This is a genomic window from Mesorhizobium sp. B1-1-1 (assembly GCF_006442955.1).
Classification (GTDB): domain Bacteria; phylum Pseudomonadota; class Alphaproteobacteria; order Rhizobiales; family Rhizobiaceae; genus Mesorhizobium.
In genome coordinates this window covers 342,841-363,740 of the sequence record NZ_VFWW01000001.1, presented here as the reverse complement: position 1 = coordinate 363,740, position 20,900 = coordinate 342,841, and the positions used below count along the sequence as shown (strand labels likewise).

At 61.8% G+C, this 20,900-nt stretch carries 24 protein-coding genes; 16 read left to right on the top strand and 8 right to left on the bottom strand.

Features of this window, described 5'->3' with window-relative positions; genetic code table 11:
• Positions 1-86 precede the first annotated feature (86 nt).
• Together FJ986_RS01830 and hutC are read left to right on the top strand one after the other, a co-directional pair.
• Positions 87-1,442 (top strand): formimidoylglutamate deiminase, encoded by a 1,356-nt coding sequence (locus tag FJ986_RS01830; protein WP_140673263.1) that lies wholly within the window; start codon positions 87-89, stop codon positions 1,440-1,442.
• 13 nt (positions 1,443-1,455) lie between these two features.
• Positions 1,456-2,202 (top strand): histidine utilization repressor, encoded by a 747-nt coding sequence (gene hutC, locus FJ986_RS01825; RefSeq protein ID WP_140515613.1) that lies wholly within the window; start codon positions 1,456-1,458, stop codon positions 2,200-2,202.
• Between the two features lie 61 nt (positions 2,203-2,263).
• Here the strand turns inward: hutC and FJ986_RS01820 are convergent, their stop codons facing one another.
• Entirely contained in the window at positions 2,264-2,608 is a 345-nt protein-coding gene (locus tag FJ986_RS01820) for a RidA family protein (RefSeq protein ID WP_056562755.1), read from the bottom strand.
• Positions 2,609-2,829: 221 nt separating this feature from the next.
• Between FJ986_RS01820 and aztA the strand changes: the two genes are divergently transcribed.
• The 4 genes from aztA (at position 2,830) to FJ986_RS01800 (ending at position 5,991) form a co-directional block, all read left to right on the top strand.
• Entirely contained in the window at positions 2,830-3,663 is an 834-nt protein-coding gene (gene aztA, locus FJ986_RS01815; protein WP_140494152.1) for a zinc ABC transporter ATP-binding protein AztA, read from the top strand.
• Positions 3,663-4,538, top strand: a complete 876-nt coding sequence (gene aztB, locus FJ986_RS01810; RefSeq protein ID WP_140656300.1) for a zinc ABC transporter permease AztB — start codon at positions 3,663-3,665, stop codon at positions 4,536-4,538. Before aztA ends, aztB begins: the two co-directional genes overlap by 1 nt.
• A gap of 28 nt (positions 4,539-4,566) precedes the next feature.
• Positions 4,567-5,508, top strand: a complete 942-nt coding sequence (gene aztC / locus FJ986_RS01805; protein ID WP_140583772.1) for a zinc ABC transporter substrate-binding protein AztC — start codon at positions 4,567-4,569, stop codon at positions 5,506-5,508.
• A gap of 144 nt (positions 5,509-5,652) precedes the next feature.
• Entirely contained in the window at positions 5,653-5,991 is a 339-nt protein-coding gene (locus FJ986_RS01800) for a TIGR01244 family sulfur transferase (protein ID WP_140494156.1), read from the top strand.
• Here FJ986_RS01800 and FJ986_RS01795 read toward each other — a convergent pair.
• Positions 5,988-6,455, bottom strand: coding sequence for an Lrp/AsnC family transcriptional regulator (locus tag FJ986_RS01795; RefSeq protein WP_140494158.1), 468 nt, complete (start codon positions 6,453-6,455; stop codon positions 5,988-5,990). The genes FJ986_RS01800 and FJ986_RS01795 overlap by 4 nt on opposite strands.
• A 138-nt stretch (positions 6,456-6,593) precedes the next feature.
• On the opposite strand from FJ986_RS01795, the gene hppD reads away from it, so the two are divergent.
• From hppD to FJ986_RS01780, 3 genes are all read left to right on the top strand, one after another.
• Positions 6,594-7,706 (top strand): 4-hydroxyphenylpyruvate dioxygenase, encoded by a 1,113-nt coding sequence (hppD, locus tag FJ986_RS01790; protein WP_140673261.1) that lies wholly within the window; start codon positions 6,594-6,596, stop codon positions 7,704-7,706.
• A gap of 70 nt (positions 7,707-7,776) precedes the next feature.
• Positions 7,777-8,001 (top strand): type II toxin-antitoxin system prevent-host-death family antitoxin, encoded by a 225-nt coding sequence (locus FJ986_RS01785; RefSeq protein WP_023813589.1) that lies wholly within the window; start codon positions 7,777-7,779, stop codon positions 7,999-8,001.
• Positions 7,998-8,375, top strand: coding sequence for a type II toxin-antitoxin system VapC family toxin (locus FJ986_RS01780; protein WP_140494162.1), 378 nt, complete (start codon positions 7,998-8,000; stop codon positions 8,373-8,375). The genes FJ986_RS01785 and FJ986_RS01780 overlap by 4 nt, the downstream gene beginning before the upstream one ends.
• A gap of 9 nt (positions 8,376-8,384) precedes the next feature.
• Here FJ986_RS01780 and FJ986_RS01775 read toward each other — a convergent pair whose 3' ends face one another.
• From FJ986_RS01775 to hmgA, 3 genes are all read right to left on the bottom strand, one after another.
• Complete coding sequence (locus FJ986_RS01775) at positions 8,385-8,921, bottom strand: DinB family protein (RefSeq protein WP_140494164.1); 537 nt, start codon at positions 8,919-8,921, stop codon at positions 8,385-8,387.
• Between the two features lie 19 nt (positions 8,922-8,940).
• Positions 8,941-9,954 carry a fumarylacetoacetate hydrolase family protein gene (locus FJ986_RS01770; RefSeq protein ID WP_140673259.1) on the bottom strand — a complete coding sequence of 338 codons (1,014 nt, stop codon included), beginning with the start codon at positions 9,952-9,954 and terminating at the stop codon, positions 8,941-8,943.
• A gap of 118 nt (positions 9,955-10,072) precedes the next feature.
• Positions 10,073-11,386, bottom strand: a complete 1,314-nt coding sequence (gene hmgA, locus FJ986_RS01765) for a homogentisate 1,2-dioxygenase (protein WP_140656165.1) — start codon at positions 11,384-11,386, stop codon at positions 10,073-10,075.
• 99 nt (positions 11,387-11,485) lie between these two features.
• Between hmgA and FJ986_RS01760 the strand changes: the two genes are divergently transcribed.
• The 4 genes from FJ986_RS01760 (at position 11,486) to FJ986_RS01745 (ending at position 14,325) form a co-directional block, all read left to right on the top strand.
• The gene (locus tag FJ986_RS01760; protein ID WP_140494170.1) at positions 11,486-11,929 is read left to right on the top strand and encodes a MarR family transcriptional regulator; all 444 of its coding nucleotides are present in this window, start codon (positions 11,486-11,488) and stop codon (positions 11,927-11,929) included.
• A gap of 158 nt (positions 11,930-12,087) precedes the next feature.
• Positions 12,088-12,726, top strand: a complete 639-nt coding sequence (locus FJ986_RS01755; protein WP_140656167.1) for a lysophospholipid acyltransferase family protein — start codon at positions 12,088-12,090, stop codon at positions 12,724-12,726.
• Positions 12,723-13,673, top strand: a complete 951-nt coding sequence (locus tag FJ986_RS01750) for a phosphatidate cytidylyltransferase (RefSeq protein ID WP_140494172.1) — start codon at positions 12,723-12,725, stop codon at positions 13,671-13,673. Before FJ986_RS01755 ends, FJ986_RS01750 begins: the two co-directional genes overlap by 4 nt.
• A 4-nt stretch (positions 13,674-13,677) precedes the next feature.
• Positions 13,678-14,325, top strand: a complete 648-nt coding sequence (locus tag FJ986_RS01745) for a CDP-alcohol phosphatidyltransferase family protein (RefSeq protein ID WP_181171749.1) — start codon at positions 13,678-13,680, stop codon at positions 14,323-14,325.
• A gap of 39 nt (positions 14,326-14,364) precedes the next feature.
• On the opposite strand, the gene tdh is transcribed toward FJ986_RS01745, so the two are convergent.
• Both tdh and FJ986_RS01735 read right to left on the bottom strand, forming a co-directional pair.
• A complete protein-coding gene (gene tdh / locus FJ986_RS01740) occupies positions 14,365-15,399 on the bottom strand; it encodes an L-threonine 3-dehydrogenase (RefSeq protein ID WP_140549151.1) in 1,035 nt (344 codons plus the stop codon).
• Between the two features lie 52 nt (positions 15,400-15,451).
• Positions 15,452-16,639, bottom strand: a complete 1,188-nt coding sequence (locus tag FJ986_RS01735; RefSeq protein WP_140673257.1) for a glycine C-acetyltransferase — start codon at positions 16,637-16,639, stop codon at positions 15,452-15,454.
• A 308-nt stretch (positions 16,640-16,947) separates the two neighbouring features.
• Here FJ986_RS01735 and FJ986_RS01730 point away from each other — a divergent pair, with 308 nt between their 5' ends.
• Positions 16,948-19,020, top strand: coding sequence for an EAL domain-containing protein (locus FJ986_RS01730; RefSeq protein ID WP_140494180.1), 2,073 nt, complete (start codon positions 16,948-16,950; stop codon positions 19,018-19,020).
• A 72-nt stretch (positions 19,021-19,092) separates the two neighbouring features.
• Positions 19,093-19,827 carry a polysaccharide deacetylase family protein gene (locus tag FJ986_RS01725; RefSeq protein ID WP_140673255.1) on the top strand — a complete coding sequence of 245 codons (735 nt, stop codon included), beginning with the start codon at positions 19,093-19,095 and terminating at the stop codon, positions 19,825-19,827.
• A gap of 61 nt (positions 19,828-19,888) precedes the next feature.
• On the opposite strand, the gene FJ986_RS01720 is transcribed toward FJ986_RS01725, so the two are convergent.
• A complete protein-coding gene (locus FJ986_RS01720) occupies positions 19,889-20,287 on the bottom strand; it encodes a MarR family winged helix-turn-helix transcriptional regulator (RefSeq protein WP_224619525.1) in 399 nt (132 codons plus the stop codon).
• A gap of 146 nt (positions 20,288-20,433) precedes the next feature.
• Between FJ986_RS01720 and FJ986_RS01715 the strand changes: the two genes are divergently transcribed.
• On the top strand, positions 20,434-20,841 hold the full coding sequence (locus FJ986_RS01715; protein ID WP_140521694.1) for a hypothetical protein: 408 nt from the start codon (positions 20,434-20,436) through the stop codon (positions 20,839-20,841).
• Positions 20,842-20,900: the final 59 nt, after the last annotated feature.

Sequence of the window (20,900 nt, the reverse complement as noted above, 5' to 3'; positions counted from 1 at the left end):
CTTTGAAAGGATGGCGGTTATGTATATACATATTAAAAAGCACCGCAAGTGCTATTGTCATCATAAGCCAGGATTCGGAGAACAACGTGACGGCGATCTTTGCGGAACAGGCGCTTCTGCCGGAAGGCTGGCGAAGCAATGTGCGCATCGCCCTGGGCGGAGGCCGCGTTGCGGCAATCGACGCCGGGGTTGCGCCGAACACCGGCGACGAGCGCCACGCCATCGTCCTGCCGGGCATGCCCAACCTGCATAGCCACGCGTTCCAGCGCGGCATGGCCGGACTTGCCGAGTTGCGCGGCCCGTCGGCCGACAGTTTCTGGAGTTGGCGCGAGGTGATGTACCGTTTCGCGCTGTCGATGACGCCCGACCAGGTCGAGGCGGTAGCCGCCCAGCTCTATGTCGAGATGCTGGAGGCCGGCTTTTCGCGTGTGGGCGAATTTCATTATCTGCATCACGACCGCGACGGAAAGCCCTACGCCAACATTGCCGAAATGGCCGAGCGCATCGCGGCCGCCGCCGCAGAAACCGGCATAGGCTTGACGCTGCTGCCGGTCTTCTATGCACACTCTTCTTTCGGCGGCGCGGCTCCCAACGAAGGTCAGCGCAGATTCCTCAATGATGTTAACCGGTTCTCACGCCTGGTTGAGAAAAGTCGCGAATGCGTTCGCGCCTTGAATCAAGCGGTCATCGGCGTCGCCCCCCATAGTTTGCGTGCGGCGACGGTCGAGGAGTTGCGACAAGTCGCTGCGATGACGCCGGACGGACCGATCCACATCCACGTCGCGGAACAAGTGAAGGAGGTCGAGGACTGCATTGCCTGGTCGGGCGCGCGTCCAGTCGAGTTTCTGCTTGGCCATGCCAATGTCGACCGGCGCTGGTGCCTGATCCATGCCACCCATATGACCGATGCCGAGACCATGGCGATGGCAAAAAGCGGCGCGATCGCTGGGCTGTGCCCGATCACCGAAGCCAATCTCGGCGATGGCATTTTTGCGGCGCCGCTGTTCGCGCAACATGGCGGCCGCTTCGGCGTCGGCTCCGATTCCAACGTGCTGATCGGGCTGCCGGACGAACTTCGGCAACTCGAATATTCGCAGCGTCTTGCCCACCGCGCCCGCAACGTGCTGGCGGTCGCCGGCGGCTCGACCGGCCGCGCGCTGTTCGACGCAGCGCTTGACGGCGGCAGCGTCGCCCTTGGCGCCGGCGCCTCGCGGATCGCCATTGGCGCATCCGCCGACCTCGTATCGCTCGACCACAGCCAGGCTTCGCTTGCCGGCAAGACCGGAGACGCGATCCTCGACGCCTGGATCTTCGCCAACGGCACCAAGGTCGATTGCGTCTGGGTGCACGGCCAAAAGCAAGTCAGCGGCGGCAGGCACGCCAGGCGCGACGCCATCGCGGCGTGTTTCCGCAATGTCATGACCGCGCTTTCGGCAGGCTGATCAGGGACAGCCCATGAGCATGGTGGCGACAGCGGAGACGGAGGGCGGCGAGACGGTGTCGCTGCATCAGCGCATCCTGTCGGACATAAGCGAGAAAATCCTGTCCGGCGCCTGGGCGCCGGGGCATCGCATCCCGTTCGAGCACGAGCTGACGGCCGAATATGATTGCTCGCGCATGACGGTGAACAAGGCGCTGTCGCAGCTTGCCAAGTCAGGACTGATCGAACGCCGCCGGCGCTCAGGCAGCTTCGTGCGTCAGCCGCAATCGCAAGCGGCGGTGCTGGAAATCCACGACATCAGGATCGAGGTCGAAGCGCTCGGCCTGCCCTATCGCTATGAGCGGCTGGCGCGCCTGAAGCGGCGCAGCAGCGCGCAAGACCGGTCGCTGCTCGGGCTTTCTGCCTCGGGTTGGGTACTATCGCTGGAATGCCTGCATTTCGCCGGAGAACGGCCGTTCGCGCTCGAAGAGCGGCTGATCAATCTCTCCGCCGTCAAGGAAGCCGGCGAGGAAGAGTTCCTGGATATTGCGCCGGGCCCGTGGCTGATCGGCCGTGTGCCGTGGAGCGAGGCCGAGCATCGCATTCGTGCTGTTGCCGCCGACGAGCGTGTTGCCGATGCCCTCGACATCGGCCTTGGTGCGGCCTGTCTTGTGGTCGAGCGCCGAACATGGAGCGCCGAGCACCCGGTCACCCATGTGCGCTTCACCTATGCAGCCGAGAGCCACACGTTGGTGGCAAGATTCACGCCGTCACACGGATAGCATCTCTTCCCTTCTCCCCTTTTTGCCTCGCAAGGAAGGGGAGAAGGGAAAGCGCAGCGCCTCAGATCGCCGCGGTGATAATGATCTCGACCAGATATTCCGGACCGGCGAGCTTGGCTTCGCCGGTGGCGCGTGCGGGTGTGTGGCCCTGCGGCACCCACTTGTCCCATTCCGAGTTCATCTCGGCGAAGGTGCCCATGTCGGCCAGCCAGATGATCGCCTGGACGATCTTGGTCTTGTCGGTGCCGGCCTTGGCCAGCAATTCGTCGATCGTCGCCAGAATATCGCGAGTCTGCGAGGCGACATTGCCGCCCGGCTCTCCGACCTGGCCGGCCAGATAGACGGTATTGCCGTGAATGACGATCTGGCTCATGCGCGGGCCAACATCGATGCGACGAATGCTCATGGGAGGTTTCCTTCCTTTGTGGTCGCGCCTCTTTAGAGTTGGCACCGGCTTCGGGCAAGGCCGAGCGTTCCAAATCCCCTTGGACCAGCAGCGCCGGAGGGTCACGGCAAGTTGAGCCGGCAGCCACAATTCCGCTCGATTGGCTTGTTGACTAATGTAATAACATCACATATCCAATCGGCGCTGCCCGGCAGCCGCACTACCGCCCCACGGACCGTCAAATGACCGAAACCTGCCTGACATTCCGTGACCTGACGCTTGGCTATAACAGCCATCCGGCGATCCATCATCTGGACGGCATCATACGCAAAGGCTCGCTGACCGCCGTCGTTGGCGCCAATGGTTCGGGCAAGTCGACGTTGATGAAGGGTATCGTCGGCGTGCTGAAGCCGATGGCCGGCGCTGTGACGCGGGCGCCTGGCGTGCGCGCCGCCTATCTGCCGCAGCAGTCGGAACTCGACCGCAGCTTTCCGGCCCGGGTCGTCGATCTGGTCTCGCTCGGCCTGTGGCCGAAACGCGGGCTGCTCGGCCGCCATACCAAGGAGGATCGCCAATCCGTCAGCGAGGCGTTGATGGCGGTCGGCCTTGGCGGCTTCGAGACCCGCCCGATCGACACGCTGTCGGGCGGCCAGTTGCAGCGCACCTTGTTTGCCCGCGTGCTGTTGCAGGATGCGGATCTAATCCTGCTCGACGAGCCGTTCAACGCCGTCGATGCAAAGACGATGGGCGATCTTATTGCGCTGATCAAGCGCTGGCATGGCGAGGAACGCACAATCATGGTCGTCGTCCACGACCTCGACCTTGTCCGGCAGAATTTTCCCGAAACGCTGCTGCTGGCCCGCCAGCCTGTCGCCTGGGGCGAGACGAAGGAGACGCTGCGGCCTGAGAATCTCCTGCGGGCCAGGCGCTTCCATGAAGCGTGGGAAGAGAACGCGCCATGGTGCGAGCCGGGCGGACCCGATCATGACCATGACGGACATGATCACAATCATGATGAGCCTGCCCATGCACAGGATCGTCACCACCATCATGGCGCCGGACCAAGGGCTGCATGATGAACGTCTTCTACGAACTCTTCATCGCGCCTTTCGCCGATTTCGCCTTCATGCAGCGGGCGCTGTTCGGCTCGCTGATGCTGTCGCTCGGCGCCTGTCCGGTCGGCGTGTTCCTGATGTTGCGGCGCATGAGCCTCTCGGGCGACGCCATGGCGCACGCGATCCTGCCGGGCGCCGCCGCCGGCTTCCTGCTTTACGGGCTGGAAATCCTGCCGATGACCATTGGCGGCCTGATCGCCGGCATCGTCGTTGCACTCGGCGCGGGCGCCGTCTCGCGATTCACCATCCAGCGCGAAGACGCCTCGATGGCCGCCTTCTACCTGATTTCGCTCGCCGTCGGCGTGCTGATGGTTTCGGTCCGTGGCTCCAGCGTCGACCTCATGCATGTGCTGTTCGGTACGGTGCTGGCGCTCAACGATGAAGCGCTGACGCTGATCGGCGGCATCGTGCTGGTGACGCTTGCCAGTCTCGCCGTCTTCTGGCGGGCCTTGGTCGCCGAATGCCTCGACCCGCTGTTCCTGCGCTCGGTCAGCCGGTGGGGCAGTCCGGTGCATTTCATTTTCCTCGGCCTCGTCGTGCTCAACCTCGTTAGCGGCTTCCAGGCGCTGGGCACGCTTCTGTCGGTCGGACTGATGATGCTGCCGGCCGCCGCGGCCCGTTTCTGGACCGTGCGCGTCGAACCGATGTGCGTGCTGGCCGTGCTGATCGGCTTTGCCTCCTGCATCGCCGGACTGCTTCTGTCCTACCACGCCTCGCTGCCCTCAGGCCCGGCGATCATCCTGTCGGCAGGCGTCGTCTATTTCGCCTCGATCCTGTTCGGCACGCGCGGCGCGCTGCGCGCCCGCATCGTCCATCACCGTCATCGGACGGCCTGATCCACCCCAGCCTCCAAGGAGACCGCCCATGTTGAAATCGATCCGCGCCGCCCTTACGATGAGCGTTATAACATTAACTGCTCTCGACGCGTCGTCGGCCTTTGCGGCGCCCTTGAAAGTGGTCGCAAGTTTTACCGTCATTGCCGATTTCGCCAGGAATGTTGGCGGCGACCGCGTCAACATCACCACCATCGTGGGACCCGACGGCGATGCGCATGTCTACGAGCCGAGCCCGGCTGATGCGGTAGCCATGGCGGGCGCCGATCTGGTGCTGGTCAACGGCCTGCATTTCGAGGGCTTTCTACAGCGGCTGGTCGATGCCAGCGCCACCAAGGCCTCGATCGTCACCCTGACCAAGGGCGTGGCGGCGATCGACTTCAAACCGGAATTCGCCGATGCGGACGCGGCGGAGGGCGCGGGTACAGGCGGCGGCAAGACGGTCGCCGACCCACATGCCTTCCAGTCGATCGCCAACGCCAAGATCTATGTGAAGAACATTGCCGAAGCGTTCTGCGCGGCCGACAATGATGGCTGCGTCAGCTACCAGACCAACGCCGCGGCTTACACAAAGAAGCTCGACGCGCTCGAAGGTGAAGTGAAGGCGGCGATCCAGTCCATCCCCGAGGCAAAACGCGTTGTCATCACCTCGCATGACGCGTTCGGCTATTTCGAGCACGAATACGGCCTGACCTTCCTAGCGCCGGAGGGCGTCTCGACGGACTCCGAACCGTCGGCCGCCGACGTCGCCAAGCTGGTCGAGCAGGTCAAGCAGGACAAAGCGGCGGCGATCTTCGTCGAGAACATCACCAATCCGCGCCTGATCGAGCAGATCGCCAGCGAGACCGGCATCAAGGTCGGCGGCACGCTCTATTCCGACGCGCTGTCGCAGCCCGACGGCCCGGCCTCGACCTATGTCGACATGATGCACAACAACATCACGCAGATCAAAGGCGCGATCCTCGGCAGTTGAGCCGCTCCGACCCAACCGGGCCCTCGCGGCCCGGTTGGATTTTCCGGTCAGCACTCGCTATTTGGCAGAGAAATCCCTCGGCGTGGATTGCCGGCCGTGCCGGGGAGTGGCAAGACTGCCCAACCAGATTGCGAGGACACCACAATGGAATACCGCGAGATCAGCGAGGACTATTCGGTCTCGGGCCAGATCCAGCCCGAGGACGTCGCCGCCATCAAGGCAGCAGGCTTCAAGAGCGTGATCTGCAACCGGCCGGACGACGAGCAGCCCGGCCAGCCTTCGGCCGACACGCTCAAGGCCGCAGTCGAGGCTGCCGGGCTTGCCTTCCGCTACATTCCCGTCATCAGCGGCCAGATCACCGCGGAGAATGTCGAGGACCAGGGACAAGCGCTCGACGAGCTGGAAGGCCCGGTGTTCGCCTACTGCCGTTCCGGCGCCCGCTGCACCAATCTCTATGGGCTGATTCAGCAGTCGAAGGGTTAGATTGGCAGCGCGCCCGTCTCCTTGAGCGTCTCGAGCACAATCGCCGTCTTGACGTGCTGCACGGATTCGTGGGGCAAGAGCACGCCATTGACGAACTCCGACAATGATTTCAGGTCGGGCGTAACCACCTTCAGGATATAATCCATTTCGCCGGTCAGCGCGTGCGCCTCCTGCACTTCGGGCAGCCGCGCCACCAGTTCGCCGAAGCGCCGCGCATTGTCGCGGTTGTGAGTGGCCAAGGTCACCGAGATGACGTTGACCAGCGAAAAGCCCAGCCGGTCGCGGTCAAGCACGGCGCGATAGCCCTTGATATAGCCGTCCTCCTCAAGCCGCTGGCGGCGGCGCGAGCATTGCGAGGCCGAGAGGTTCACCCGCTCCGAAAGGTCGTTGTTGGTGAGCCGTGCGTCACACTGCAACAGCGCCAATATCTTGCGATCAAACTGATCAAGACGCGTATCATTCATGATACTTCCAAAAACTATGCACATTTCATGCATCAGATAAACATTTCAAGCGTTTGAATGCAAGCACCGTGCGACCTGCCCGCGCTATGATGAGTTGAGATGGCCCATCCAGGCCAAGCCAGCTTCCGGAGGATTATCATGGGTCCCTTCCCGCACGACGCCCCGCCCGCCAAGATCAGCAAGACCAACCCTGCCGGCACCGACGGTTTCGAGTTCGTCGAATTCGCGCATCCGGAGCCGCGGAAGCTGGCCGAGTTGTTCACCCGCATGGGCTACGTAGCCGTGGCCAGGCATCGCACGAAGGACATCACCGTCTGGCGGCAAGGCGACATCAACTATGTCGTCAACGCCGAGCCCAGCTCGCATGCGATGAAGTTCGTCGACAAGCATGGCCCATGCGCCTCCTCGATGGCGTGGCGGGTCGTGGACGCCAAGCATGCCTTCGAACACGCGGTATCGAAAGGAGCCACGCCTTACGAAGGCGCCGACAAGACGCTTGACGTGCCGGCGATCGTTGGCATCGGCGGCTCGCTGCTCTACTTCATCGAAACCTATGGCGAGAGGGGTTCGGCCTATGATGCCGAATTCGAATGGCTGGGCAAACGCGACCCCAGGCCGGAAGGCGTCGGCTTCTATTTCCTCGACCACCTCACGCATAATGTCTACCGCGGCAACATGGACAAATGGTGGGATTTCTACCGCAACCTGTTTGGCTTCAAGCAGATCCATTTCTTCGACATCGACGGCAAGATCACCGGGCTGGTCAGCCGGGCGATCACCTCGCCCTGCGGCAAGATCCGCATTCCGCTCAACGAGTCCAAGGACGACACCAGCCAGATCGCCGAATATCTGAAGAAGTACAATGGCGAGGGCATCCAGCACATAGCGGTGGGCACCGACGCGATCTACGAGGCCACCGACAAGCTTGCCGCCAATGGGCTGAAATTCATGCCCGGCCCGCCGGAGACCTATTACGAGATGTCGCATGCACGCGTGAACGGCCATGACGAGCCGATCGAGCGCATGAAGAAGCATGGCATTTTGATCGACGGTGAAGGCGTGGTCGACGGCGGCACGACGAAGATCCTCTTGCAGATCTTCTCCAAGACCGTGATCGGACCGATCTTCTTCGAATTCATCCAGCGCAAAGGCGACGAAGGCTTTGGCGAAGGCAATTTCCGCGCACTGTTCGAATCGATCGAGCAGGACCAGATCAAGCGCGGCGTGATCAAGGTGCAGGCCGCGGAGTAGATCGATCCCGACCAGGTGGCTTGCGGTTCGATAAATTATGACCTAAATTATGGTCACAAAGGATCGAGCCATGAATGTTTCCATCGCCGAGGCCAAGGCCAAATTGTCGGAACTCGTCAGCCGCGCGGAAGCCGGTGAAGAGATTGTACTCACGCGCCACGGCAAGGTGGCTGCGCGTATCGTGCCTCCGGCAGCGGCGGAACCCTTGCCGCGTATCGGCGCGTTGAAAGGCAAGATCTGGATTGCGGACGATTTTGACGAACTCGGCCCCGAATGGGACGAGTACGTCAAATGATGATCGGCCCGTTTCTAGCCGATACACATATCATCCTTTGGTCGATTTCGGACGATCGACGTCTCAGCAAGCACTACCGCGCCATCCTGGCTTCGGAAGCGGTGGTGTTCGCCAGCGCGGCAAGCGTCTGGGAAATTGCCATCAAGCGCTCAATCAGAAAACTCGATGCGCCGGATGATCTGCCAACACTGCTTCCAAGGATGCAATTTCAGCCGCTCGCCGTCACCTTCCAGCATGCGAACGCTGTCGCTGGCCTACCCCACCACCATGGCGATCCATTCGACAGACTACTGATTGCGCAGGCGCAAATGGACAAACTAACCATCATGACATCCGACCCGCATTTCGCCCGCTACGACGTCGCCCTGACATAAGCAGTGGTCTCACAAACCCAGCCGTCCAACCTCCTCCTGCCTCAGCTTCAAATCATAATCGAGCAGGAACTCGTCGAGTTGCGGCGGCGCGACCGACGTGCCGGACAGCATCGCGTGCACCTGGCCGCGATGGTGGATGTCATGCAGGAAAACATGGGCGAGGATATCGCCGATCTTTTCCGGGATCATGCCGTCTCCACGCCGGTCAGTGATGACATGGCGGTCGAGGTCGGCTTCCAACAAGGCATCGCAGAAGGTGATCAGCCTGCGGTCGAACTTGATCTGGGCCACTGACAAATCGGCTGCGTTATCGAACGGCACGAAATCATCGTACACCGCGGCGCCGATACCGCCCTGCTCCAGAAAATCGAGATAGAGAAGATCGACCGCAAGGATGTGGTTGAGCGTCGCCCTTATCGACGGGAAGAAGCTGATGCGATTGGCTTCGAATTCACCAGGCCCCAGCATAAGCACGGCGCGGTAGAGCCGGTCGTTCGACCAGCGGTTGTTGCGGGCCATTCGGCGCAGATGATCAAGCAGGTTCATCCTTCAACTTCTTGCGCTCTCACCCTTCATATTTCTCGACCGTCTGCTCGATGGCGCCGAAGATCGAATGCCCGGCCTTGTCCTTCATCTCAATGCGCACCGTGTCGCCGAAACGCAGGAACGGCGTCTTCGGCTCGCCTGTCTCGATGGTCTCGATCATGCGCAGTTCGGCGATGCAGGAATAGCCCGCGCCGCCGACCGCGACAGGCTTGCCAGGCCCGCCGCCGAGCTTGTTGGAGACGGTGCCGGATCCGATGATGGTGCCGGCCGCCAGCGGCCGTGTTCTCGCCGCGTGCACGATGAGCGCGGGGAAATCGAAGGTCATGTCGACGCCGGCATTCGCCCGGCCGAAAGGTTTGCCGTTGAGGTCGGCAAGCAGCGGCAGGCTGACCTTGCCGCCGTCCCAGGCCTCGCCCAACTCGCCCGGCGTCACCGCGACCGGCGAGAAGGCCGAGGACGGCTTGGACTGGAAGAAGCCGAACCCCTTGGCGAGTTCCGGTCCGGTAATGGCACGCAGCGTCACGTCGTTGACCAGCATCACCAGGCGAATCGCCTCCTGCGCTTTTTCGAGGCTGGCGCCCATCGGCACATCATCGACAACGACCGCGACTTCCGCCTCCATGTCGATGCCAAAGGCCTCGTCGGCCATGCGGATCGGGTCTCGCGGCGGGATGAAGCTGTCGGAGCCGCCCTGATAGATCAGCGGGTCGGTCCAGAAGCTTGCCGGCATTTCGGCGCCGCGTGCTTTTCGCACCAGCTCGACATGGTTCACATAGGCCGAACCGTCAGCCCATTGATAGGCGCGCGGCAGCGGCGAATGGGCATTATGTTCGTGAAAGCGCGCCGACGGCACCGCATTGCTCTCGAGCGACTCTGCCATTGCGGCCAAATGCGGCGAAATCCGCCGCCAATCGTCGAGCGCCGCCTGCAGCGTCGGCACCAGGAAGGAGGCATCAGTGAAGCGTGTAAGATCGCGCGAGACGACGACGAGCTTTCCGTCGCGCGTCCCGTTCTTCAATGTGGCAAGCTTCATGCGGTTTCCTCTCCTGACGCGGCCTTGCGCCGCAAGGCCCACAACAAGGCTGTTATGGGCAATCGTCAAGCCGCCGGCTCAACTTTCCTGAAGGCAGTTTTCCGGCGGCAGCGATCCTTCAGGACCAATCGCCCTCGGGCGTGCCATTGAAGCGCTTCTTCAGATCGGCCCAGCAGTCGATGTAATTGTCCTGCCTGGTGTCGAGTTCGGCGGCGTAGCGGGTCAGCATCTGCGGGAACCGGGTCTCGAACATGAAGGCCATGGTGTTGTCGAGCTTGACCGGTTTCAGATCCGCGCGCGCGGCCTTTTCGAAGCCAGGTGCATCCGGGCCATGGGCCAGCATCAGATTGTGCAGACTGATGCCGCCGGGAACGAACCCTTCTTCCTTGGCGTCGTACTGGCCGTGAATCAGCCCCATGAACTCGCTCATGATGTTGCGGTGATACCAGGGCGGGCGGAACGTATCCTCCGCCACCAGCCAGCGCGGCGGAAAGATGACGAAATCGATGTTGGCGGTGCCCTCCTCGCCGCTCGGCGCCGTCAGCACCGTGAAAATCGACGGATCGGGGTGGTCAAAGAGGATCGCACCAACCGGCGAAAACGCCGCCAGATCATATTTATAGGGTGCATAGTTGCCGTGCCACGCCACCACATCGAGGGGCGAATGGCCGATTTCCGTGACATGAAAATGTCCGCACCATTTGACGATCAGCCGGCAGGGCGTCTCCTTCTCCTCAAACCAGGCGCAGGGCGTCTTGAAATCGCGCGGATTGGCCAGGCAGTTGGCGCCGATCGGGCCGCGGTCGGGCATCGTCAGCTTGGCGCCGTAGTTCTCGCAGACATAGCCGCGCACTTCGGCATCGACCAGTTCGACCTTGAAGACGAGGCCGCGCGGCAGGACCGCGATCTCGCCGGGCCTGAGCTCGATGACTCCCATCTCGGTGACGAAGCGCAAGGCGCCCACCTGCGGCACCACCAGCAACTCGCCGTCGGCGTTGAAGAAATGGTCGTCGACCATCGACCTGTTGGCGACATAGACATGCGCCGCCATGCCGGTCTGCCCAAGCACGTCGCCGGCGGTGGTGATCGAGCGCATGCCGGCGATGAAGTCAGTCGGCTCCTTCGGCATCGGCACCGGGCTCCAGCGATACTGGCCGAGCGCCAGCTCATGATCGCCGACATTGGGCGCACTTTTCCAGAAGGGATAGCTCACCGACTTGAAGCGCCCGGTATGTCTGACGCTCGGCCTGATGCGGTAAAGCCAGGAGCGCTCATTGGTGCCGCGCGGCGCGGTGAAGGGCGAACCGGAGAGCTGCTCGGCATAGAGGCCGTAGGCCGGCCGCTGCGGTGAATTACGCCCGTGCGGCAGCGAACCCGGCAGGCTTTCGGTTTCGAAATCGTTACCGAAACCCGGCATGTAGGAAAAGGCCATCGCTTCCTCCTCGCGAATGCTTGACCAAATTGGTTTCATTTGTAACCATCCAAAATGTAACTATCAATGCCGTGCGCGGGCATTTCTCGATGGCTGGTCATGGAATCCGAAATCCTGGAACTCGAAAGCTTTCTGCCCTACCGGCTGTATCGGCTGGCCGATGCGCTGAGCCGCGAATTCTCTCGGATCTACAAGGAGCGTCACGGCCTCACACGGCCGGAATGGCGTACGCTTTCGGGGCTTGGCCAGCGCGGCACAATGACCGCGACGGAACTCGGCGCGCAGTCGGCGATGCACAAGACAAAGGTTTCGCGTGCCGTGGCGGAGCTTGAGCGTCGCCGCTGGCTCATCCGAACCACTGACGAGAACGATCGCCGCGTCGAGCACCTGGCGCTGACCAGAGCCGGACTTGCGGCCTATAGCGAGATGGTGCCACTGGCAAAGGCTTTCGAACGGGAGCTGCTGGCCCAGCTGAGCGCCGACCAGCAAGCCTCCATCGTCAAAGGCGTTGCGTCATTGGAAAGCGCGTTGGGTCTGAGATAGCGGCTATCGGCAGATAGAATATGAGACGGTGGCTCGACGCGACAGCGCCTTGAAGCAGAGACTGTCTGGCGGTCATTTTCGATCGCTGCTTGCTCGGTGGCGGATTTTCAGCGCTGTATGTAAGCCGGTGATCATCGACGGGCGAATTGGGGGGAAGGATGAAGTCGCTGCTCGCGAGGCCGGTGGCCGTGGTCGTCTTGCTGTTTGCCAGAGTCATCACCGCTGTGCGGCCGTTTTGGCATGAAGGCAGATTGCCTCGGCGTCGCTCGATCTTCTTTGCCAATCATTCCAGCCATGGCGATTTCATCCTGATCTGGGCTGTTCTGCCGCCGCGCCTGCGTCGGCGGGTGCGTCCCGTAGCGGGTGCCGACTACTGGCTGAAATCAAAAGTCCGAGCCTTCATCGGCCGCGACGTTTTCAATGCCGTCCTGATCGAGCGCAATCGCAATGGACGCACGATGGATCCCGTCGAGAGCATGGGGGAGGCGATGAGAGAAGGCTCTTCGCTCATTCTCTTCCCGGAAGGCACGCGCAACCAATCCGACGCGTCCTTGCAGCCATTCAAGTCCGGGCTGTTCCATTTGGCGGCATCGCACCCGGATTTCGAGTTGGTGCCGGTATGGATCGCCAATCTCAACCGGGTGATGCCGAAAGGGGAATTCGTGCCTATCCCGCTGATCTGCACGGTGACGTTCGGCGAGGCAATGCACCTGGCTGACGGCGAGAGCAAGGATATGTTCCTCGAGCGGGCACGTAGGGCGCTGCTGGCGCTGGCACCGAAAAAGGCAGCGGAATGAGCTCAACCCAATTCGATATGATGGTTCTCGTGCTCGGCGTCTGCGGGATCCTGCTCGTGGCCTCTTTCGTGGGGCATATCCTGGAGCGACGGCTGTCGCCGGAAGGCTCCAACCCAGCCATCGAGAACCTCAACGCCCGTATCAATGCGTGGTGGGTAATGGCGATCCTCATCGCCATAGCATTCATCGCCGGGCGGATCGGCGTCCTGCTTCTCTTCGGCTTCTGTTCCTTCGCCGCACTTCGCGAATTCGTGACGCTGACCAATACCCGGCGTGCCGACCACTGGGCGCTGGCCACGGCGTTTTTCGTCGTGCTGCCGGTACAGTATGTGCTGCTCTGGATCGAGGACTACGGGATCTTTTCTGTTTTCATCCCGGTCTACGCCTTCCTGTTGATGCCAATCATCTCAGCCACACGGGGCGACACCCAGCACTTCCTCGTTCGAATTGCCGAGGTGCAATGGGCGTTGATGATCTGCGTTTTCTGCGCCTCCCACGTCCCGGCTCTTCTGACGTTGCATATTCCCGGCTACGAGGGTCGCAATGTGCTTCTGATAGCCTTCCTTGTCATCGTCGTGCAATTGAGCGACGTACTGCAATACATCTGGGGAAAGGCGATCGGGCATACGAAGATCGCACCAAAGCTTTCGCCGTCCAAGACGCTTGAAGGTTTCCTCGGCGGCGTTGCAAGCGCCAGCCTCATCGGCGCTGGCCTGTGGTGGATCACGCCGTTCTCTCCGCTTCAGGCGGGCGCGATGGCCTTCCTGATCACGCTGATGGGTTTTTTCGGCGGCCTTGTGATGTCCGCCATCAAACGTGACCGCGGCGTGAAGGATTGGGGCCATCTGATCGACGGCCATGGCGGCCTGATAGATCGGCTGGATTCGGTGGTTTTCTCCGCTCCGATCTTCTTCCATCTCACTCGTTATTTCTGGTCACCGGGATGAGGCAGTGATGAACACGGGCGATCGCAGACCACTTGCAAGCCGCGACACGCGCTGGGCACAAGCGACGGCCAGACGTCTCGCCGCACTCTCCGTGACCCCCAACCAGATTTCGCAGGCCAGTATCCTCGCCGGCGCGCTGGCAGGCACGGCTTTCTGGCTTGGCGGGCAGAGCGGCGGCACTTCTCGTTTGCTGCTGTTGCTGGGCGCGGCGCTGTTTTGCCAACTGCGGCTGCTGTGCAATCTGTTCGATGGCATGGTCGCCGTCGAGGGCGGCAAGGCGTCGGCCGACGGGCCGTTCTGGAACGAGTTCCCGGACAGGCTCGCCGATATCGCCATCATGGCCGGCATAGGTTACGGCATCGGCATGCCTGGCCTTGGCTGGGCAGCGGCCTGTTTTTCGGTTCTCACCGCCTATGTGCGGGAATTGGGGCGGGCCAACGAGACGCGGAGCGATTTCACCGGACCGATGGCCAAGCCACATCGCATGGCAGTCGCAACCGTCGCGGCACTGCTATCTACCGGAGAATTCCTTTGGAATGGCCACAACGAAGTCTTGACGCTTGCGCTCGCCGCCATTGCCATCGGCGCCGCCGCAACTGCGTTGCGGCGCGCATGGCGACAGGTGCGATGGCTGAAAACCAGGCGACCCTAGCATCGCCAGCCTCGAAGCCTGAGACTCCCGGCGCATCGATCACCAGTCCATCACCACCTTGCCCGAACTGCCGCTGCGCATCGCGTCGAATCCAACCTGGAAATCATCGATGCCGATGCGGTGCGTGATCAGGCCTGAGACGTCGAGCGGGCCCTGGACCAGCGCGATCATCTTGTACCAGGTCTCGAACATCTCGCGGCCATAGATGCCCTTGAGATGCAGCATCTTGAAGATGACCTTGTTCCAGTCGATCTCGAACCCGGTCGGCGCAATGCCGAGGATGGCGATCTTGCCGCCATTGTTCATGGTGTCGATCATGTCGCGGAAGGCGGGGGCTGCCCCCGACATTTCCAGGCCGACATCAAAACCCTCCGTCATGCCGAGCGCCGGCATCACGTCGCGCAGTTTTTCCTTGGAGGCGTCGACGACGTGCTGGACGCCAAGCTTGCGCGCAAGATCCAGCCGAACCGGATTGATATCGGTGATAACGACCTTCCTGGCGCCGACGCATTGCGCCACCAGCGCGCCCATGATGCCGATCGGTCCGGCGCCGGTGACCAGCACGTCCTCGCCGACCAGATCGAATGACAATGCGGTGTGAACCGCATTGCCCAGGGGATCGAAGATCGCGGCGATCTCGTCCGGCACATCGTCGGGGATCGGCACGACATTGTGCTGTGGGATCGCCAGGTACTCGCCGAAGGCGCCCGGGCGATTGACGCCGACGCCGAGCGTGTTGCGGCACAGATGCCCCCTGCCCGCGCGGCAGTTGCGGCAATGTCCGCAGACGATGTGGCCTTCGCCAGACACGCGTTGGCCGACCTTGTATTCGGTGACCGCGGCGCCGAAATCCGCGACGGTGCCGACGAATTCATGGCCGGTCACCATCGGCACGGGCACCGTCTTCTGCGCCCACTGGTCCCAATTGTAGATGTGGACGTCGGTGCCGCAGATCGCAGTCTTCTTCACCTTGATCAGGACGTCGTTGGGGCCGATTTCCGGCACCGGCACCTCTTCCATCCAGATGCCCGGCTCGGCCTTGGCCTTCACCAGCGCCTTCATCATGTTCGACATTCTTTTGTCCCTTGAATCTCTTGATCCGGAAGCGGTTTGCGGCGCCGGTCGCTCAGGAAATCACACCTAGTTCCTTGCCAACCGCACCGAAAGCCTCGACCGCCCGATCAATGTCGGCGCTGGAATGCGCAGCCGACATCTGCGTGCGGATGCGCGCCTGGCCCTTGGGCACCACCGGGAAGGAGAAGCCGATGACATAGATGCCGCGTTGCAGCATGCGCGCCGCCATCTCCTGCGCCAAGCTGGCATCGCCCAGCATGACCGGGATGATCGGATGGCCGGCGCCTGCCAGCGTGAAGCCGAGCTTCCCCATCTGTGTCCGAAACCGTTCCGCATTGGCATATAGGCGCTCGCGCAGGGCATCGCCATTGCGGATCATGTCGAACACTCTGATCGAGGCGCCGGCGATCGCCGGCATCAGCGTGTTGGAAAACAGATAGGGCCGCGAGCGCTGGCGCAGCCAGTCGACCACCTGTTTCTTGCCGGACGTGTAGCCGCCGGAAGCGCCGCCCAGCGCCTTGCCGAGCGTACCGGTGATGATGTCGACCCTGCCCTCGACGCCGCAATGCTCAGCCGAGCCGCGGCCGTTCCTGCCGACGAAGCCGACCGCGTGACTGTCGTCGACCATGACCATGGCATCGTATTTTTCGGCCAGATCGCACACACCCGCGAGATTGGCGATGATGCCATCCATCGAGAACACGCCGTCGGTGGCGATCAGCCGGAACCGGCAATCCTTCGCCTCCTTCAGCCGCGCCTCGAGATCCGCCATATCGTTGTTCGCGTAGCGGAAGCGCTTGGTCTTGGACAGCCTGACCCCGTCGATGATGGAAGCGTGGTTCAGCGCATCGGAGATGATGGCGTCCTCCTCGCCCAGAAGCGTCTCGAACAGTCCACCATTGGCATCGAAGCAGGAGCCGTAGAGGATAGTGTCGTCCATCCCGAGGAAGGACGATATCGTCGCTTCCAACTGCTTGTGCTCCTCCTGCGTGCCGCAGATGAAACGCACCGAAGCCATGCCGTAGCCGTAGCGGTCGAGCGCGTGCTTTGCCGCCTCGCGCAGGTCGGGGCTGTCGGCGAGGCCGAGATAGTTGTTAGCGCAGAAATTCAGCACCTTCTCGCCGCCGACCTCGATCTCAGCCGACTGCGTGGAGGAAATTACCCGCTCGGACTTGTACAGTCCGGCCGATCTGAGCCCCTCAAGTTCGCCGTCGATATGGGAGAGAAATGCTGCGGTCATGATCGTGCCTCGTTTGACGTGGGCCGACTGTCGTCCCGCACGCACAAAAAATCCACCGCAAAAGCGACCGGATCAGGTGGCTGGGTAATGTCGAACGGATGCCGCAGGCATGGCTCGAGGGACGATCCGGATCACATGGGGCCGGCGAATGTTCAAATGCGGACCGGCCGCGAAAGAGGCCGATAACCATTTCGCGACCTTTAAGCCTTTCCCCTTGTCGGCCAGCTGTCGATTTCCAGTCCTGTTAATGTTTGCAGTTCAATGATGCTCATACAGGAATCCCGTTGGCGAGAGGGCCGCCCCCCAAGATGTCGCAGCAGCCGGTGCAAACCGTTTCAGGCAAGCTCATACTGCTGATCAAGGCTGGTTATTGGCTGGCGCTGCTGATCATCGCCGCCATGGTGGTGGCTTCCTTCATCCTGCTGCAGCAGGTGATGGCCACCCAACGGCACAACCATACGCTGCTCGATATCGTCAGCACGCAAAAGACGCTGTCGCAGCGCATCGTCTTCCTCGCCGGTGCGACCGGTGCTGCTTCGCGCGACAAGCAGCCGGCGCTCGTCAACGCGCTCAAGCAGGCGACGGCGGAGTTCGAAACCAACTATGACCTGCTGCTCAAGCAGACGGCCGCCGATCCAAAGTCGCCGGCCAGGCTCGATCCGAAGACGATCGAGAACGTCCTTTTCGGCAAGCCTTTTCATCTCGACTATTTTTCCGTCGGGCTGGTCGCCAATGGCGAACGCCTGGTATCGGCCTTCTCGTCCCAACTCGCACTCGGCGACAATGGCGGCTACAAGGGCGGTTACGAGCGCGTCACCCTCGACGCCTCGGTCGCCAACGCAACATTGTCGGGCTATTCGGCGCTGGGCCAGCGCATCAGCGCTTTCGCCGACGAACGATCCGAAAAGATGCTCGATCTGCACCGCACGCTGTTTTACGCCACGATCGGCGTCATCGTTCTGGTGGCGCTGTTCATCTTCCGGCCCATGTCAAACGCGATCCTGCGCAAGACGCGCGAACTCGTCGATGCGCGCAATTCGATGGCCTTCATCGCCGTTCATGACGGGCTGACAGGTCTGCACAACCGCACATTCCTGACCGACCATTTCGACACGCTGATCAAGAGCGCGCATCGTCGGCGCGAACGTCTTGCGGTGGTGCAGCTTGATCTCGACCGGTTCAAGCAGATCAACGACACGCTCGGCCACGCCGCCGGCGACTATGTGCTGGTCATCACGGCCCAGCGTATGCGCGATTCCTGTCGGGCGTCGGATCTGTGCGTGCGCCTCGGTGGCGACGAGTTCGTGATGATCCTCAACGGCGCCGGCGGCAGCGAAGACATCAACATGCTGGCACGGCGCATTCTTGCGCACATCAACGAGCCGATCGTCTTCCAAGGCACGACCATTCTACCGGGCGCCAGCGGCGGCATCGCCGTCTATCCGATCGACGCCGACAACGCCCAGGATCTGCTGGTTCACGCCGATCTGGCGCTTTACTCCGCCAAGAAGATGGGCGGCGGCAATTTCTCGTTCTTCTCCGAGGAATTGCGTCGCGAACTCGATTATCGCAAGCAACTCGAGCACGACATCAAGGTTGCCATTTCACAGCAGGCATTCCAGGTCTATTTCCAGCCGCAGGTTTCACTGAGCGACGGCACGATCAGTGGCATCGAGGCGCTGGTGCGCTGGAACCATGCCGAGCGCGGCATGATCTCGCCTGGCGAATTCATTCCCGTCGCCGAGAAATGCGGTTTCATGCCTGATATCGGCCGCATCGTCATCAGCAAGGCGATCAACGAAGCCGCCGAATGGAACCGCGACGGCATTGCTTTCGGACGACTTGCGGTCAACGTATCCGGAACCGAATTGCGCGAGCACGACTTCGATGCTTTCCTGTTCGAGACGCTTGAGAAGGCCGGCCTGCCGCCGCAGAAACTGTCGCTGGAAATCGTCGAATCCGTCATTCTCGATGACGAGAAGACAGGCATCGCGGCAAAGCTACGCCATATCAGGGCCGCCGGCGTCCATCTTGAGCTCGACGATTTCGGCACTGGCTACGCGTCGCTCAGCCACGTGAATCCCAACGAGATCGACCGGCTGAAGATCGATCGCCGCTTCGTCCAGAACATCCATGAGAACGGTGACAACTCCAAGATCGTGCGCGCCATCACCGAGCTCGCGCGCGGCCTTGGTATCTCGATCGTCGCGGAGGGCGCCGAGACCGAAGCCGAACTCGATTCACTGATGGCCATCGGATGCGACCAGGTGCAGGGCTACTCCATCGCCTTCCCGATGCCGCAGGACAAAGCCCGTGACTGGCTGAGCGCCCGCATGCCGAAGAAGGCTAGGCTAACGGTGCTGCAGGGAAGCCTGGCGTAGGCAGCCCTCACCCGCGCTTGACAACTCATCACCGAAATGGCGCCCTGTGACGATCGCAAACGGGTAGTCCCGATGCCGCTTCTGCTTGCTTTGCTGACCATGCTCGCCGCATTTCCCGCTTCTGCAGCGGATCGCACCATCTATCTGACTTTCGATGACGGACCGCTGAACGGCACCAGCAACATCCTCGACGTGCTGGAAGCGCAGCAGGTGCCGGCGACGTTGTTCATGGTCGGCATGCATGCGCAGGCGAGCGCGGGCAACAAGGCATTAGTCAGACGCGCAAAAGCTCTGCCGCTGGTGACGGTCGGCAATCACAGCTACAGCCACGCCAACAACCGCTACCAGCATTTCTATGCCGATACGGAAGGCGTGGTGGCCGACATGCTGCGGGCCAATGCCGTGCTCGGGCTCGCTCCAGCGGTTCATGCGAGGCTGCCTGGGCGCGACGTGTTCAGACTGCCCTCAATGTCGAAGAACGACACCTCGCTCGGCCTTGCGCAGGAAGGCCGGGAGGAGCCGGACTACGAATTCGTCGCCGCTTCCGGCTTCTATCTCTATGGCTGGGACCATGAGTGGGTGCATGACGACACAGGCAAGCCGGTGCAGAGCGTCGACCACCTGGTCAGCGAGATCGATCACTTGTTCGGCTATGGCCGCTTCGTCAAGCGCGGAAAGATGATCCTGCTCATGCATGACGAGATGTTCCAGGACGGCTTCGACGGCAAGACGAAACTGACCAGGCTGATTACAGCGCTGAAGCAGCGCGGCTATGCTTTTGGGACAATCCAGAGCTATGACGACTGAGCGGGCGATCCCTAGAGCGCCTAGTGTCGAAGGAGATTCACGCGGCGCGCCTTGGACATCGTCAGCTTTCCACGTTGGCCCGCAAGGTCGCCAGCACTTGCGCAAACTCCGCCAGCCTGTCGTCTGACAGGCCCACACGCAGCCGCTTGTCGAAGGCAAGCGCCGCCTTGCGCAGTGTCTCGAACATCGCTTCACCGGCCTCTGTCAATTCGACCAGATGGACCCGGCGGTTGACGGGGTCGCGGCGGCGCGTCAGCAATCCCTGCGCCTCCATCGCGTTTAGATGATGGGTGAGCGTCGCTCCCTGTATGCCGATCATTCCGGCAAGCTCACGCTGGTTGGCAAGCTTGCTCGATTTGACCGACAGAAGAGTAAGCCAGACGGGCAATGTGCCGCCCGCTTCAACCAAAGCGGTGTCGAAGGCCTGTGCAACAAGCTTGGCGGTGCGGCCGAGATTCATGCCGACCGGCGGGCGTTCAAAGGGCGTCATGGCAAGACACTAGACGGTGTTTTCCACGGATGGAACTGGCACTCATTTATACATTGATATCTAACAGTTAGATATCTAACTATTTAGGCGAAGGCGGGCAAGAGAGGAGAGCTGGTATGCAATATGTCTACATCATCACCATCGGTCTTCACGTCATGGCGGGGGTGTTCTGGGCCGGCACCACCATCACGCTGGCGCGCGACCCCGAGATCCGGGCTGAACGCTTCATTGGACCGCAAATGGGAGCGGCCGGCATGGTGTTTCTCACCGGTGCGCTGCTCTGGTATTTTTTCCATGGTGCCTATTTCGGCTCGATGGAAATGGTGCTGGCCCTCGGCATCGTTGCCGCCTTCGCCGCGGCTGGAGTGCTCAGCACCATGGTCCGCCGCACCAGCACGCAGCTTGCTGGCGCCGACGCGGCCACCGAACCTGCCCTGCGCGCGAAGATGGCCCAAGGCGAGCGAATCGCCGCCTGGCTGCTGGTTCTCACCGTGCTCTGCATGGCCACCGCCAGAATGTTCTGATCACGGATCGTACGGTGCCGGCGCAAACAGGCGGCGTACGCGGCGCGCAACGAACCAAG